The sequence below is a fragment of the Acinetobacter lactucae genome, assembly GCF_013344765.1.
Taxonomy (GTDB): domain Bacteria; phylum Pseudomonadota; class Gammaproteobacteria; order Pseudomonadales; family Moraxellaceae; genus Acinetobacter; species Acinetobacter lactucae_A.
Map to the genome: position 1 here is coordinate 1 of NZ_JABVBF010000076.1, position 15,770 is coordinate 15,770.

General features: G+C 39.0%; 15 protein-coding genes and 2 pseudogenes. 9 read left to right on the plus strand and 8 right to left on the minus strand.

Annotated elements, in window-relative coordinates:
• Together HUN22_RS09410 and HUN22_RS09415 are read left to right on the plus strand one after the other, a co-directional pair.
• Positions 1–312, plus strand: a pseudogene (locus tag HUN22_RS09410) (poly alpha-glucosyltransferase); the annotation flags it as partial.
• Complete coding sequence (locus tag HUN22_RS09415; RefSeq protein WP_174728470.1) at positions 309–2,039, plus strand: CapA family protein; 1,731 nt, start codon at positions 309–311, stop codon at positions 2,037–2,039. The pseudogene HUN22_RS09410 and the gene HUN22_RS09415, both read left to right, overlap by 4 nt.
• On the opposite strand, the gene HUN22_RS09420 is transcribed toward HUN22_RS09415, so the two are convergent.
• Positions 2,036–2,752 carry a metalloprotease gene (locus HUN22_RS09420; RefSeq protein WP_174728473.1) on the minus strand — a complete coding sequence of 239 codons (717 nt, stop codon included), beginning with the start codon at positions 2,750–2,752 and terminating at the stop codon, positions 2,036–2,038. The two genes, HUN22_RS09415 and HUN22_RS09420, sit on opposite strands and share 4 nt — an antisense overlap.
• Positions 2,753–2,833: 81 nt before the next feature.
• Between HUN22_RS09420 and HUN22_RS09425 the strand changes: the two genes are divergently transcribed.
• On the plus strand, positions 2,834–3,163 hold the full coding sequence (locus tag HUN22_RS09425) for an MGMT family protein (protein ID WP_174728476.1): 330 nt from the start codon (positions 2,834–2,836) through the stop codon (positions 3,161–3,163).
• Between the two features lie 174 nt (positions 3,164–3,337).
• On the opposite strand, the gene HUN22_RS09430 is transcribed toward HUN22_RS09425, so the two are convergent.
• The 5 genes from HUN22_RS09430 to carA form a co-directional block, all read right to left on the minus strand.
• Positions 3,338–3,775, minus strand: a complete 438-nt coding sequence (locus HUN22_RS09430) for a universal stress protein (protein ID WP_174728479.1) — start codon at positions 3,773–3,775, stop codon at positions 3,338–3,340.
• A 122-nt stretch (positions 3,776–3,897) separates the two neighbouring features.
• The gene (locus HUN22_RS09435; protein ID WP_174728482.1) at positions 3,898–4,530 is read right to left on the minus strand and encodes a CatB-related O-acetyltransferase; all 633 of its coding nucleotides are present in this window, start codon (positions 4,528–4,530) and stop codon (positions 3,898–3,900) included.
• Positions 4,531–4,606: 76 nt separating this feature from the next.
• Positions 4,607–5,083, minus strand: a complete 477-nt coding sequence (gene greA / locus HUN22_RS09440) for a transcription elongation factor GreA (RefSeq protein WP_016146223.1) — start codon at positions 5,081–5,083, stop codon at positions 4,607–4,609.
• Between the two features lie 87 nt (positions 5,084–5,170).
• Positions 5,171–8,401, minus strand: a complete 3,231-nt coding sequence (carB, locus tag HUN22_RS09445) for a carbamoyl-phosphate synthase large subunit (RefSeq protein ID WP_016140178.1) — start codon at positions 8,399–8,401, stop codon at positions 5,171–5,173.
• A 14-nt stretch (positions 8,402–8,415) separates the two neighbouring features.
• A complete protein-coding gene (gene carA, locus HUN22_RS09450; RefSeq protein WP_016146221.1) occupies positions 8,416–9,555 on the minus strand; it encodes a glutamine-hydrolyzing carbamoyl-phosphate synthase small subunit in 1,140 nt (379 codons plus the stop codon).
• A gap of 124 nt (positions 9,556–9,679) precedes the next feature.
• Between carA and HUN22_RS09455 the strand changes: the two are divergent.
• A pseudogene (locus tag HUN22_RS09455) lies at positions 9,680–9,849 on the plus strand (hypothetical protein).
• A gap of 18 nt (positions 9,850–9,867) precedes the next feature.
• Entirely contained in the window at positions 9,868–10,455 is a 588-nt protein-coding gene (locus HUN22_RS09460) for a hypothetical protein (RefSeq protein ID WP_174728485.1), read from the plus strand.
• 58 nt (positions 10,456–10,513) lie between these two features.
• Here the strand turns inward: HUN22_RS09460 and HUN22_RS09465 are convergent, their stop codons facing one another.
• Both HUN22_RS09465 and yhbY read right to left on the minus strand, forming a co-directional pair.
• Positions 10,514–11,050, minus strand: a complete 537-nt coding sequence (locus HUN22_RS09465; protein WP_174728488.1) for a DOMON-like domain-containing protein — start codon at positions 11,048–11,050, stop codon at positions 10,514–10,516.
• A 16-nt stretch (positions 11,051–11,066) separates the two neighbouring features.
• Positions 11,067–11,390: a ribosome assembly RNA-binding protein YhbY gene (yhbY, locus tag HUN22_RS09470; RefSeq protein ID WP_002115576.1), complete on the minus strand. Its 324-nt coding sequence runs from the start codon at positions 11,388–11,390 to the stop codon at positions 11,067–11,069.
• 199 nt (positions 11,391–11,589) lie between these two features.
• On the opposite strand from yhbY, the gene rlmE reads away from it, so the two are divergent.
• The 4 genes from rlmE to HUN22_RS09490 all read left to right on the plus strand — a co-directional run bounded on the left by rlmE (position 11,590) and on the right by HUN22_RS09490 (position 15,702).
• Positions 11,590–12,240: a 23S rRNA (uridine(2552)-2'-O)-methyltransferase RlmE gene (gene rlmE, locus HUN22_RS09475; RefSeq protein ID WP_000235573.1), complete on the plus strand. Its 651-nt coding sequence runs from the start codon at positions 11,590–11,592 to the stop codon at positions 12,238–12,240.
• Positions 12,241–12,373: 133 nt separating this feature from the next.
• The gene (gene ftsH / locus HUN22_RS09480; protein ID WP_033848050.1) at positions 12,374–14,269 is read left to right on the plus strand and encodes an ATP-dependent zinc metalloprotease FtsH; all 1,896 of its coding nucleotides are present in this window, start codon (positions 12,374–12,376) and stop codon (positions 14,267–14,269) included.
• A 132-nt stretch (positions 14,270–14,401) separates the two neighbouring features.
• The gene (gene folP, locus HUN22_RS09485) at positions 14,402–15,253 is read left to right on the plus strand and encodes a dihydropteroate synthase (protein WP_217488131.1); all 852 of its coding nucleotides are present in this window, start codon (positions 14,402–14,404) and stop codon (positions 15,251–15,253) included.
• A 134-nt stretch (positions 15,254–15,387) separates the two neighbouring features.
• Positions 15,388–15,702 carry a DUF5713 family protein gene (locus tag HUN22_RS09490; RefSeq protein WP_016140183.1) on the plus strand — a complete coding sequence of 105 codons (315 nt, stop codon included), beginning with the start codon at positions 15,388–15,390 and terminating at the stop codon, positions 15,700–15,702.
• The last annotated feature ends 68 nt before the right edge of the window (positions 15,703–15,770 follow it).

The window sequence follows — 15,770 nt, forward strand, 5'->3', positions numbered from 1 at the left end:
ACTTATGCGACTCTATTAGAAATGTTAATGGCTGCTTATAAAATGGTAAGCCGTTTAAAAGAGCAGGGCCACACAGCACTTTTTGAGCAGGCTTATATGCCAGAGCTCCAAAAACTAATTGAGTTTAGAGCTGATTTTCAAACAACAGGCTTTTTTTATCCGGAAATGGCGATGTATATGGCACGGCCAGATAAAATTTTACATGCGTTTTATATCCGCCATGACCGTTTTCGGGTACGGATTGATGACCAAGAACATAACTTATCGGGCTACATCGCCTATGTAAAAGATTACAAAGGTGATGAGTCATGAAGTATCAATCCGTTGAAATTAAGTTATTAGCTCATATCGACAATACAAATTTTGATGAAGCTTTATGGCAATTCGAATTTGACGATGATATTTCAACACTACTGCTAATCGACTATGCATTAGAGCAATTTCAGCAAAAAAATGTGCAAGCTCAAGATGTCTATGTTGTGCCACAAAAAATGAGTAAGCAGATTGGACAGCAAAACTTAGGTTTAAAAACATCAGAAAGTTATACATTTACTGAACTGTTGCAGTTCTTAATTTTTACTCAAGCAGCAGATGTAAAAGATGCTTTAAGTAAGATGCTCTGCGGTACAAATGAGCAAGCATCTTTAATTTTCTCTAAAAGAGCCGCTACCTATAACTTAAAATTAAGAAATGAAGGTAACCAAAATCAGCTAAAGCATTTATTTCTATTGCTCAGAAAAATTTATAGCTATCCAACTCAAATAAAAAACCTGTTCTTTATTAAAGAGCTTGTTTTTAAAGGAAAATCTTATCTTCCTCAGCCCCCGCTAATGGCAAAGAGCGTAGTAGAGGTCTTATATCTTACTAATTCTTTTAGAAAAATTTATCTGACGTTCTTTGAAGAAAACCAAACCATTGGTTTCTTTTTATTCTTAGATGATATTCATCGTGCTGAGCACTTGATTCCTTATTATCATTGTTTTCAGGCTCAGACTGTGAGACCTAAAGTTTGCTCAGCTCCAAGTGGCATCATTAATATTTTAGGGGATACTTACTTTGGAGAAATCTACACTGAAAAACGTAAGGCTAGAGGGCAAAAAGATGCCCTACAACAATATGGGTATGGCTATTCATTTGAAAAGATAAAAGCTTTTTTAGGCGAAAATGACCTAAATATTGCTAATTTTGAAGCGGTCTTTGCTTTAGAAACTCAATCTCCTTTAGCACATAAAAAGCCATTCATTCTTAAAGCTGATGCGGAACAAACATTAGGTGCGTTCAAAAATATTCACCTTAATCATGTTGTACTGGCAAATAACCATCTAAAAGATTATGGGGACCGTGGACTAGTTTATACATTAGAGCAACTTGATCAGGCGAACATTTCTTATGTTGGTGCTGGCCTAAATCAAAAAGATGCTCATAACTACTTTGAACTCTCTTTTGAAAATAAGCACTATGCCATTTTTAATGGCTATTGGCACAGAGACACGGCCTATCTAGATTATGATTTTTACGCTTTAGGGCATAAGAGTGGAGTCGCGTGTCTAAATGGGGTTTTGCTTGAACAAATAGGCCGCTATAAGTTGACTCATCCTGAACATAAAATTATTGTTATTTGCCATTGGGGTGTCGACTTTAAGCCCATTACACAAGAGCAAAGTAAGCTTGCTACGATTCTAACCCAAGCTGGGGCGGACCTGATTATTGGTCATGGTGCTCATACCATTCAACCTGTCCAGTTAATCAATCAAAAGCCAGTCGTGTTTGGTATTGGTAATGCTGTTTTTAATAGCAATGGTGAGTATGAAAAACACAATGCTTTGCCATATGGATGTATAGCAAGGTTAGATTTGTCAAAAGATCGGCTGCATTTATATCCTATTTACACCAATAATTTAAAAACATTTTGGCAGCCGCACTCAGTGGATGCTGAGGATTTCTTAAAGGCCAGCAAGCATCTAACTACTTTACTGACCTCTGAAAATTACATTGCTACTCAAGATCACTTAGGAGCGTATATTGAAATTAAATTTTAGGGATATTGTTTGTATGTCGATAAAATAGTTTGAAGTTGTACGGGTGAAAAACCTAAATTCCTTAAGCCACCACTGCCTAATTTACAGTCGGCACTCGCCATGATATTGGTTGGAGTACGTTTTGTAGCATTAGGTGCACAGACATGTTTTAGTCCGAACACATGTCCCATTTCGTGTACGCTACCAGCCTGAATGTTATAATTGAGTCGGTTCCAGTCTAATAAAACAAAAGGTTTACCATTATTGCGAAATGCTCTACTTGTTACATCTTCAAACTTCCATTTGGTTGAATAGGCATCATAAATAAAAACAATAACTTCTTTACTCGCAGTTCGTTTAGGAAAACAGGTATTTACACTTGCAGGAATAGTTTCAGTAGAAATTGGATAAGGCTGATTAATTTGTTGCTTTAAATCACAACGTAACTTTGAAAATTCTTCATAAGGAATATAACGATGTAATTTAAATTTAAAAATTTTATGATTTTTATCATCGACATAGTATCTATTTAATATCTTAATCTCTTTACGCATCTGTTGCTCGTTATCAAACTTTGTAGCTTCAGTTGAATTAGTTGTAAAAACGAAAGTGACTGGAACAATAGGGCGGTCATCTGTAGAGACTTTAGGGGCTTCTCCTGAAGGAACTGGGGGACGTGTAGTACAAGAAACAGATAGCAAAGTCAAAGTAATGACCAGTAATATTTTTTTCATGCAGATCTCCCTTAATCCCACCTTGGATTGCATTTAATTTTAGTCAAAAATTCTTATATGATACGAATTACGTCAATTTTTATGGAGTCCATTTTGACAACTCAGTATGAACTACATCGGCAAATTTTAGAAGTCATTGCTTTGATTCCTTACGGAAAAGTTGCAACTTATGGACAAGTGGCTCGTATGGCAGGATTACCGAAACATGCGAGATTAGTGGGCTATGTTTTGAAACATCTTGAAGCTGATCATCAAGTTCCTTGGTATCGTGTGATTAATTCTCAAGGCAAAATTAGCCTAAGTAAATTTAATGAAAAGGGCGAAAATATTCAGCAAGTAAAGTTAGAAGCTGAAGGTATCTATTTGTTAAACGGTAAAGTTAATTTGAAGCAGTTTACTTGGCAGCCTTAATGTTCAGGTTAGATCGTAATTAAACATGCACAAGAAAAATAATATAGTTTAGAGGGGCAATGTTATTTTTAAGTTTGATGGCGCAGATGAGTTTTGCTGAAGAGGATGTTGTAATTCAACTTTTTAGAAATAAAAGCCTATCTTACTTAATCTAGCAAGACAGGCAATCTCACTTTAGCGCACAATTAAAACAGGAATATGGCTTTCACCTAAGACTTTCTGTGCCACACTTCCTAATACAAGTTTTCGGACCCCAGTGCGACCATGAGACCCCATAACAATCAGATCTGCATTTAAATCTTGGGCAGCCTGAATAATTTCCTCATGTACGACGAAACCCTCCAGCAGTTTAGTTTCAACAGTAATGCCTTCATTAAAAAATTGTTGTTTTGCTTGTTCTAAAATATCAAGTAAATAAGTTCGTGTGCGTTCGATCAAATCATTAGTTTGACCAGTTTTTACATAGGCATCGGCAATATAGGGGTCAAGAGCCATAACTTGTACCACCGTAATTTTACTATTGAGTGCCTTTCCGAGCTTAATGGCCTCTTTCATGGCGACCATAGAGGTTTCAGAACCATCAATTGGTACAAGAATATGTTGATATAACATGAGTGTTTTCCTTATTGTAATGATGCTTATTTATTAATACTTTATACTTATTTTTTGACGATTTAAATTCAAGCACGTAATCATTTATGGGTTTTATAACAAAAAAAATTGTATATACATTTTTATAAATTGCGCAAATTTTCTATATGTGTAGATAAAGCATCTATATCCTCAGTTTGCAAATATTCACGTATTTTTAAAATTTGCTTCTCATCTAAATCATACAGTTTTAAAGCAAGTAGTTTGTCGATTTGTTCTTGAGGAAAGCGATATTTAATAATTTTCGCAGGCACGCCACCTACAATTGCATAGGGGGGCACATTTTTAGTGACTACAGCTCCGGTTGCGACCACTGCGCCTTCACCAAGTTTTACACCTTGCATAATCATTGCACGACTGCCAATCCAACATCCGTCAGCAATTACAGTATCGCCAGCTGCCAAGAAACTACGAGTATCAAAAGGGAAAGTTGAAATCCAGTCAGGTCTATGAAGCTGATTACCGCCCATCATGATTACACACTCAGCGCCAAAACAAACAAAATTGCCAATATAAAGTTGGTCAATCGGTTTCTCTGGCGTTGAAGCTTTGTCATGTAAATAACGGACTACACAACGTTCAAAGCCTTGATCCCAATAAGCTGAATAGTAAGAATAATTTCCTTTAATGTGGATGTTGGGATTTTTCACAGTTTTGGAAATGAACTCAAATTCGCACCAATGACGGACTGGTGTGTTAATCAGAGGCGTATCCATAATCTAGTATCCAAAAAATGAGCTAAACCATATTAAATAAAAAACCCCTCAGGAAGAGGGGTTCAAGAGCAGTATCTTAGAGATATTCTACGCTTACAACTTCGTACTCAACTTCGCCTTGAGGAGTAGTGATTTTTACTTCATCACCTTCATTTTTACCCAAAAGACCGCGAGCAATTGGTGAGTTCACCGAGATTTTATTGATTTTAAAATCAGCTTCATCATCACCAACAATTTTATAAGTCTTGCGTTCTTCAGTATCAAGGTTTTCAATCGTTACCGTAACACCGAATACAACACGACCGTTTTGTTCTAAGTCTTTAACATCGATGACTTGTGAAGCACCCAATTTTCCTTCGATATCTTGGATACGTCCTTCACAGAAACCTTGCTGTTCACGAGCAGCATGATATTCTGCATTTTCTTTTAAGTCCCCATGTTCACGTGCCTCAGCAATTGCTTGAGTAATACGTGGACGTTCAACAGATTTCAGATGTTGTAATTCTTTCTCTAAGGCGATTTTACCTTCAGGGGTCATTGGATAACGTTGCATTTCGGTCCCTCTTAAGTTGAGAAAACACAGTTAAAAAAATGAAAAAATCCCGCCACCGATAAGGTGGCGGGACTTATCGGTAAAAAATTAACCTACAGTTAAATCTTGCAAGCGGTATACATCCATTGGCAATTTCACAGCAAAGGCTTGGCAAACAGCTTCTGCACCATTGATCGTCGTTGTGTAATACACTTTGCCTTGTAGGGCAGCACGACGGATCATTGCAGAGTCATATTGAGCCTGTTTACCTTCAGTGGTATTGACAATAAGGTGTATTTCACCATTTTTCAAGCGGTCAACAATATGTGGACGACCTTCAGTAACTTTATTTACAGATTCACATTCTAAACCTGCTTCTTTAAGCACTTGGTAAGTACCACCTGTTGCAACAAGCTTGAAGCCATACGCAACTAATTTCTTAGCGATATCAGCGATGTATTTCTTGTCAGATTCACGTACTGATAAGAAAGCATGTTTTACTTCGCCTTCAGTTGGTAAACCCGGTAAGCGTTCATTTGAGCCTAAAACAGCTTTATAGAATGCTTCACCAAATGTTTTACCTACACCCATCACTTCACCTGTAGATTTCATCTCAGGTCCAAGCATTGGATCAACACCTTGGAATTTCGCGAATGGGAAAACTGCTTCCTTCACAGCAAAGTGAGTTGGAATGATTTCTTTGGTAAATCCTTGAGATTCAAGAGATTGACCTGCCATACAACGCGCAGCTACTTTCGCTAAAGAATCACCAATACACTTCGATACGAATGGAACTGTACGTGAAGCACGTGGGTTAACTTCTAGAACGTAAATATCGTCACCTTTTACAGCGAACTGAACGTTCATCAAGCCAACAACACCAAGTTCTTTTGCCATTGCAATCGTTTGACGACGCATTTCATCCTGAATTTCTTTTGATAAAGAATAAGGAGGAATTGAACATGCAGAGTCACCTGAGTGAATACCGGCTTGTTCGATATGCTGCATAATGCCGCCGATCACAACGTCTTTACCGTCAGATACACAGTCAACATCAACTTCAGTTGCATCATCTAAGAAACGGTCAAGAAGAACTGGGGCTTCATTAGATGCTTGAACTGCTTCACGAAGGTAACGTTTAAGTTCTTCTTCGTTATATACGATTTCCATCGCACGACCACCTAATACATAAGATGGGCGAACAACAAGCGGATAACCTACTTTAGCAGCTTCAGAGATACCTTCTTCAGCAGATTTTACAATGCTGTTGTTTGGTTGACGAAGCTGTAAACGTTGGATCATTTGCTGGAAACGTTCACGGTCTTCAGCGCGGTCAATTGCATCTGGTGATGTACCGATAATTGGAGTACCTGCTTCTTCTAAAGCACGTGCCAATTTAAGTGGGGTTTGACCACCGTACTGTACGATTACACCTTTAGGCTTCTCGGTACGTACGATTTCAAGTACATCTTCAAGTGTTACAGGTTCGAAGTATAGACGGTCAGATGTGTCATAGTCGGTAGAAACAGTTTCAGGGTTACAGTTCACCATAATTGTTTCGTAACCGTCTTCACGCATAGCTAATGCAGCATGTACACAGCAGTAGTCAAATTCGATACCTTGACCAATACGGTTTGGACCGCCACCAATGACCATGATTTTGTCACGGTTTGATGGGTTTGCTTCACATTCTTCATCGTAAGTTGAATACATGTATGCAGTACCAGATTCAAACTCTGCTGCACATGTATCAACGCGTTTGTAAACTGGATAAACACCCAAGTTCCAACGTTGTTTACGGAATTGCTTTTGTGAAATGCCCATGAGGTGAGCAATACGAAGGTCAGATAAACCTTTACGCTTGAACGAACGGATGTTGTCAGCGTTTAAGTCACCAAAACCTAAAGTTTTCACTTGAGCTTCAGTTTTAACAATGTCTTGAATCTGGATGAGGAACCAACGGTCAATTTTAGTTGCTTCGAAAACTTCATCTAAAGAGAAACCGTGACGGAAAGCATCCGCTACGTACCAGATACGCTCAGGACCCGGAACTTTAAGCTCTTTTAAAATAGTTTCTTTTGCATTTGTTGCACCAGCTTCGATTTTTTCATCAAAACCGCTTACACCAACTTCAAGACCACGTAATGCTTTTTGTACAGATTCTTGGAAGTTACGGCCAATTGCCATGACTTCACCAACAGATTTCATCTGAGTGGTAAGAACTGGTTCTGCTTGTGGGAATTTCTCGAAGTTAAAACGAGGAATCTTCGTTACAACGTAGTCAATTGATGGTTCGAAGCTTGCAGGAGTTATGCCACCAGTGATGTCATTTTTCAATTCATCAAGGGTATAACCAACAGCAAGTTTTGCTGCGATTTTAGCAATTGGGAAACCTGTTGCTTTAGAAGCAAGTGCAGATGAACGAGATACACGAGGGTTCATCTCAATGACAACCATACGTCCGTCTTTCGGGTTAATACCGAACTGAACGTTAGAACCACCTGTCTCAACACCAATTTCACGAAGAACTGCAACTGAAGCATTACGCATCAATTGATATTCTTTATCCGTTAATGTTTGAGCTGGCGCTACAGTAATAGAGTCACCAGTGTGTACGCCCATTGGGTCGAAGTTTTCGATGGCACATACGATAATACAGTTGTCGTTTTTGTCACGAACAACTTCCATTTCGTATTCTTTCCAACCAATTAAAGATTCATCAATCAATAACTGGTGAGTAGGAGAGAGGTCAAAACCACGTTCACAGATCTCAAGGAATTCTTCACGGTTATATGCAATACCGCCGCCCGAACCACCCATTGTGAATGATGGACGGATAATTACCGGGAAACCAAAGCGTGACTGGATTTCTAAAGCTTCTTCCATTGTTTCAGCAATAGCAGCTTTTGGACATTCCAAGCCAATTTTACGCATAGCGATATCGAAGAGTTTACGGTCTTCGGCTTTTTCAATTGCGTCTTTAGTTGCACCAATTAATTCAACATTATATTTTTCAAGAACGCCGTGCTCATCAAGTGCAAGAGCACAGTTCAATGCAGTTTGGCCACCCATAGTTGGCAATACTGCATCTGGACGTTCTTTTTCAATAATTTGAGCAACTGTTTGCCAAGTAATCGGCTCAATATACGTTGCATCAGCCATTGAAGGGTCTGTCATAATGGTTGCTGGGTTAGAGTTAACCAAAATAACACGGTAGCCTTCTTCACGAAGCGCTTTACACGCTTGAGCACCTGAGTAGTCAAACTCACATGCCTGACCAATCACAATCGGGCCAGCACCAATAATTAAGATGCTTTTAATATCCGTACGTTTAGGCATTATTCGCTCCGTAATTACTGTTTAGATGCTTCGATAAGTTCGATGAAGTGATCGAACAATGGGGCACAATCATGTGGACCTGGGCTTGCTTCAGGATGACCTTGGAAGCTGAAAGCTGGTTTGTCTGTACGGTGAATCCCTTGTAAGGTGCCATCGAACAATGATTTATGCGTTGCTTTTAAGTTAGCCGGTAAAGTTTCTGCATCTACAGCGAAACCATGGTTTTGTGAAGTAATCATCACTGTACCATCTTCAAGATTTTGTACAGGGTGGTTAGCACCGTGGTGACCATGGTTCATTTTTACAGTTTTTGCACCAGAAGCGAGTGCCAAGATTTGGTGGCCTAAGCAAATACCAAATACAGGTAATGTTGTGGTTTCAACAATAGTTTTTACAGCTTCGATTGCATAATCACAAGCAGCTGGATCGCCAGGGCCATTTGAAAGGAATACGCCATCCGGATTAAGTGCCAATACTTTTTCAGCCGGAGTTTCTGCAGGAACAACGGTTAATTTGCAACCGCGGTCTGCAAGCATACGCAAGATGTTGGTTTTGACACCGTAATCGTATGCAACTACATGATATTTTAATTCAGGTTGAGAGAAGCCTTGGCCTAGAGTCCATGAACCTTCAGACCATTCAAAACCAGTTGGGTCGCAACATTCTTTTGCAAGGTCTAAACCGTTTAAGCCACCAAAAGCACGAGCTTTGGCAATTGCTTCTTCTTCAGTAATATTTTCGCCAGCAAGGATGCAACCATTTTGTGCACCTTTGTCACGCAAAATACGCGTTAATTTACGTGTATCAATATCAGCAATCGCAACAACATTGTGCGCTTGCAGATATTCACTCAATGACTGTTCAGCACGGAAGTTGCTGTGTAGTAGTGGAAGGTCACGAATAATTAAACCATTCGCCCATACTTTATGGATACGACCAGATTCAACGTCTTCCGCGTTGCAGCCAGTGTTTCCAATATGTGGGTAAGTTAATGTCACAATTTGTTGTGCATAACTTGGGTCAGTCAAAATTTCTTGATAGCCTGTCATGGCTGTGTTAAAAACGACTTCTCCAGTCGTACTTCCCGTTGCGCCGATTGACGTTCCTTTAAAGATCGTTCCATCTGCGAGGGCTAAAATGGCGGGGGTGCTCAAACCAAAGCTCCTGAATTTCGGCTGTAAAAAAGCGAGTAGACCCAAAAAAGATAGGCGATGTTGTGATAAAACATGCCCCTCCCTATCGGTCTGCTCGCTTGTAACTTAACAGCGCATTATACGCATGGAACCTCAAAAAGTCTATTTATTTTCTGCTAAAAAACATAATTCATTGCTTGCTTTTTACAAAATTATTTCCACTCATCTGAATCTAACACTTTTGATGGATTGTCTAACAATTTGCACGGTCGATTTTTGGAACTGGATTTATCGTTATTGTTAGTTAAAAAATAACCAATACGAGGAAATAGTATGAGTAATGATCAAGTTTCAAAAGATGTGAGCGAGAAAGCTCAAGCAGTAGTTGATTCGGTAAAAGCTGAGGTAAGTGAGGTCAAAGAAACCTTGGCTGCTACTACAACTAAAGCTAAAAGAACAGTCACTGCTAAAACTGCACAAGTAAAAGAAAGTGTGGCTGAGAAAGCTGAGCAGATCAAAGAAGTTGCTACAGAAGCAAAAACTCAGGTAAAAGAAGCTATCACTGAAACTCAAGAGCAGGTAAAAGAAGTTTTAAGTGAGACTCAAGAAAAAATTGAAGCTGAAACTCATGAGTTAAACAAGAATATACAGAATCAATTTATTCAAATTAAACAAGATATTTTACAACGTCTTGATGTGATTAAAGCTCAGTTTAGTACTTCACAAGAAGGGCTATCTGAACTTAAAAATGCTTTGAAAGCAGAAATTAATGCACTTATTGAAGATTTGACTAAAGTAAGTAAAGAACTTAAAGGTGATATTAGTCAGATTTCTTTGAAGCACAAAGATTCTTTAAGTGAAAGCATTAAGCGCACTAAAAATAATGCAGTCGAAGCTTGGAATAAAGCGCGCGATAATTAATAGCCTTAGTTTTACCTAACTATAAAAAAGCGAGAATTAATTTCTCGCTTTTTTACTTTTAAAACTGATGTAACCAGTCACGCTTATTGTGGAAATCTGCGTTTTTTCCACTATGCTGCATCGCATAGTACTGTATACCTTCTTTGGTTTTTAAAACTGCAGTTAAACCTAAATAAAGGTTTGCCCATTTCAAGTGATGCTGTTGCATAAATTGTCCCAAATCAAGACTAACATTTAAGCCATAATGAGTACGCTTGAGATGGTTCAGCTCAATATCGTAAGCAGCAAGGGGAGGCATACTTTCTGGATAGCGATATTCTTCAAACTGATAAGACTGCCATGCTTGAGAAGGGGAAAGGTTAATTTCCCGATAATAATCTTCATCATGCACGCCAACAAAAATTTCGAAACAAGTTTCTTCCCACAAAAAATCCTGACGAGGATGAGCCGCGACTTCTTGGGGCCAGATAATAAGTTGATTTGGATCACGAATCCAAAAACCGACATTTAAGGTGTGCGGTGCTTGCTGTTCAATTGCACCAACAACGGAAACAGCATGAAAACGATCAAAAGCTGAAAGTTCGTAACTTGCCATAGTTTGTCAAATCACATTAGTTTGCTAAATGAGCGTGTCGAACAAGATTAGACAAATGCTGGTTTTGTTTAGCTGCCTTTTTGTAAAGTAAAACAATTTTACCAATCTTTTGAACAGCTTCTGCACCAGTCGCTTCTACAATTGCGTCAATTACGGCAGTACGTGCTTCACGATCTTCACCAGCAACCTTAACTTTGATAAGTTCATGATCATTTAAAGCACGAAGAGTTTCTTCGATTACAGCATCTGTTAAGCCTTGTCCACCAATCATGACAACCGGATTAAGCACATGACCAATTTGACGTAAACGTTTACGTTCATGGATAGATAAAGCGGCCATTAAAAATACCTGATTTTAAAAACGACTTAGTATAGCAAAAAACTTAAATTCAGAGGTACGAAAAACTGTATAAATAATCGATTAAGATTATTGAAAAAAAACTGTAAAACTTGGTGAGATTACGCTACATCCGTACTGTAATGAGAGGAATTTTCACGTACAATGAACGATCAGAAGTTTTTTTGATATTTAGTGAGTTATGGCAACACGCATTACAAACCAGAAATTGTCGAAAAGTAGTCGTGCGTGGATGAGGGAACATCTAGACGATCCTTTTGTAAAAAAAGCACAAAAGGAAGGGTATCGTGCGCGAGCAGCATATAAACTTCTTGAAATCCAAGAAAAATATAAGTTGATCAAGCCTGGCATGACTGTAGTTGATTTGGGTGCAGCACCTGGTAGTTGGTCTCAAATTGCTGGAAAACTTGTTGGTAGCAAAGGTTTAGTGATTGCTTCTGACATTTTGCCTATGGATGCTTTGCCTGATGTCACTTTCTTACAAGGCGACTTTAGAGAAGAAGCTGTATTTGAAAAATTGTTAAATATTTTAAATGGGCGACAAGTAGACATTGTAATTTCTGATATGGCCCCCAATACATCAGGTAATAGGGCTGTTGATCAACCTAGACAGATTTACTTGTGTGAATTGGCTTTAGATTTTGCTCAAAAGGTTCTGGGTCCTAATGGACAGTTTGTTGTTAAAGTGTTCCAAGGCGCAGGATTTGATGAGTTTCGTAAACAAGTGGTTGATAGTTTTGATGTGTTAAAAACAGCAAAACCAGCAGCTTCTCGGGCGCGCTCTAAAGAAGTTTTTTTGGTTGGACAAGGGCGTAAGAAAGCATTGCAATAAAGTTTACTTGCCAAGCTCCTAAAAATTGTGCATTTTGTACTTTTAGGTTATCCGCAAGCAATACAGTTGCTGTTTTTATGACGATCAGCCAAGATTGGGCATGATCAAATTAGATCGATATGGGAATAAAGCTTTGAGCGATTACTTCAAGAATGCCGTATTGTGGCTAATAATACTTGGTGTTCTGATTTTAATTTTCAGTAATATCAGTGACCGCAATAAGCCTACTGCGATGAAATATTCAGATTTCGTTGCAGCGGTGAATGCTGGCCAAATTAAGCAAGTCACAATTGACGGTTTAAATATTAATGGTGAAAAAACTAACGGATCACAGTTTGAAACTGTTCGTCCGCAAGTTGAAGACACTGAGCTTATGCCGAGCTTAAATAAGCAAAATGTTGTTGTAGAGGGAACGGCTCCTCAACGTCAAGGCATTTTGATGCAACTTCTCATTGCTAGTTTCCCTGTACTGTTAATCATTTTGTTATTCATGTTCTTTATGCGTAACATGGGTGGTGGTGCAGGCGGAAAAAATGGACCGATGAGTTTTGGTAAATCGAAGGCAAAAATGCTTTCTGAAGACCAAATCAAAGTCAATTTTTCTGACGTCGCCGGCTGTGATGAAGCAAAACAAGAAGTTGTTGAAATTGTAGATTTCTTAAAAGACCCTGCAAAATTCAAACGTTTGGGCGCTACTATTCCTCGTGGCGTACTTATGGTTGGTCCTCCGGGTACTGGTAAAACGTTATTAGCCAAAGCAATTGCTGGTGAAGCTAAAGTTCCTTTCTTCAGCATTTCAGGTTCTGACTTTGTCGAAATGTTCGTGGGTGTGGGTGCGTCTCGTGTCCGTGATATGTTCGAGCAAGCGAAACGTCACGCCCCATGTATCATTTTTATTGATGAGATTGATGCAGTTGGTCGTCACCGTGGTTCGGGTACAGGTGGTGGTCATGATGAACGTGAGCAAACCTTAAACCAAATGCTCGTAGAGATGGATGGTTTTGAAGGTAACGAGGGTGTAATCGTAATTGCTGCGACGAACCGTGTTGATGTATTGGATAAAGCATTATTACGTCCAGGTCGTTTTGACCGTCAAGTAATGGTAGGTTTACCTGACATTCGTGGTCGTGAGCAGATTCTGAATGTACATTTGAAAAAATTACCTTCGGTTACGGGTGTGGACGTTAAAGTTCTATCACGTGGTACTCCAGGTTTCTCTGGTGCACAGTTGGCAAACCTTGTTAACGAAGCTGCATTATTTGCTGCACGCCGTAATAAGAACACTGTCGACATGCATGACTTCGAAGATGCAAAAGACAAAATCTACATGGGTCCAGAACGTAAGTCGATGGTTCTACGTGAAGAAGAGCGTCGTGCAACGGCTTATCATGAAGCGGGTCATGCGATTGTTGCTGAAATTTTACCAGGTACAGATCCTGTTCATAAAGTAACGATTATGCCACGTGGTTGGGCCTTGGGTGTAACTTGGCAGTTACCTGAACAAGACCAAATTAGCCATTATAAAGACAAGATGCTAAACGAAATTGCGATTTTGTTTGGTGGTCGTATTGCTGAAGAAGTATTTATTCAACAGCAATCTACTGGTGCTTCAAATGACTTTGAGCGAGCTACTAAAATGGCGCGTGCAATGGTTACAAAGTACGGTATGTCTGACAAAATGGGTGTCATGGTTTACGAAGATGAAAACCAAAATGGTTTCTTTGGAAATGTAGGAAGCCGTACGATTTCTGAAGCAACTCAACAGTTAGTTGATGAAGAAGTACGTCGTATTCTTGATGAGCAATACAAAGTCGCACGTAATATCTTGGAGAGTAATAAAGATATTGCACACGCGATGGTAAAAGCTTTAATGGAATGGGAAACTATTGATCGTGATCAAATCCGTGACATTATGGAAGGTCGTGAGCCACAACCACCTAAAGTATATGTTGCTGAAAACCCAGTGGCTGCATTTGAACCACCAAAAGATGGTCCATCTACACCGCCACCATTGCCAGCAATGAACTAATAAGTTAATTAAAAAAGCCACAGTCATGTGGCTTTTTTATGGGCTTGAGTTTGTTAAAAGCTGAAAACAAATCAACACCATATATAGCTGATAATTGCTAAAATACTACCAGATTTTAAACCGGAGCTTTTTATGCAGTTAATGCCTTTACCCCAGCAAATTTTACAGTGTGGACAGCTTCAGTTAGATCTATCACAGCCTCATGTCATGGGTATTTTAAATGTCACACCAGATTCTTTTAGTGATGGTGGAAAACATAATCAAGTAGATCAAGCTATTGCTCATGCGCTAGCCATGGTAGAGCAAGGTGCCACCATTATTGATATTGGTGGGGAGTCTACCCGCCCAGGGGCATCTGAAGTAAGCATAGAAGAAGAAATTAGACGTGTTGTACCTGTAGTTGAAGTTTTAGCTAAACATAACATTATTCTATCAATTGATACGAGTCAGCCTGATGTTATCCGTGCAGCGAAAGAAGCAGGAGCCCATATTTGGAATGATGTACGTGCGCTTACTCGACCAAATGCATTAAAAACAGCAGCAGATCTGGATATTCCTGTAGTGATCATGCATATGCGTGGTGAGCCTACTACAATGAATCAGTTAGACCAATATACGGACTTAACATTAGATGTAATAACGGAGCTTCAGCAGCGCGTGAATGAAGCTCTGAATGCAGGTGTGAAAAAACATAATATTGTTATTGATCCAGGGTTTGGTTTTGCAAAAAATGCGCAGCAAAATTTGAGACTTCTCAATGAATTTTGGAAGCTTAATGAAATGGGTTATCCGATTTTATCTGGCCTATCTCGTAAACGTTTTATTGGCGAAGCATTACAGGGTGCAGCTGCAGATCAGCGTGTTATAGGAAGCGTTACGGGGCATTTGCTTAGTATTCAGCAAGGAGCATCCATTGTTAGAGCACATGACGTGAAAGCAATGACTGATGCAATTCTAGTTTGGAAGGCGATGATACAAGCTTAGCTAAGTAGGCTTTATAAAATCAGGTTGTGGCTCATTAATGTAATGAGCTAGATGATTGAGTCAGGGAAAAATATCGTTATTCTTTTGAAAATATGTTATAAGCGGCAAGTTTTTGCTGTTGTGTAAACTTTTGTATGTTCGAAGACTTACTTCTCCCGATGTTTGATGATGAATATTATCCAGATATTTTGGTCGCTGAACTCAAGCAGCTCATTGAACAATTTGCTAAAAAAGTTCAGAAGCCTGCTTTAGCTGAGCAGGATATCTATCGATATGCTCATCAAACTGTGATTGAAATTAATGAAATGAAACCTCAGTTTGAGGATCTAGATTCTTCCTTGGATGATAGTGCCGCTGACTATATTGCTGAAGCAATGATGATGGTGGCACAGGATGCAGGATATTTAGATCTTGAAATGGAAGAGCTGGTTATGAATCGAGAGTGGTGATTACTCTCGATTTTCAATATCTTCAAATGCATCTAACAAGTGGCAAGATGTCTTTAAATGTATTTCGT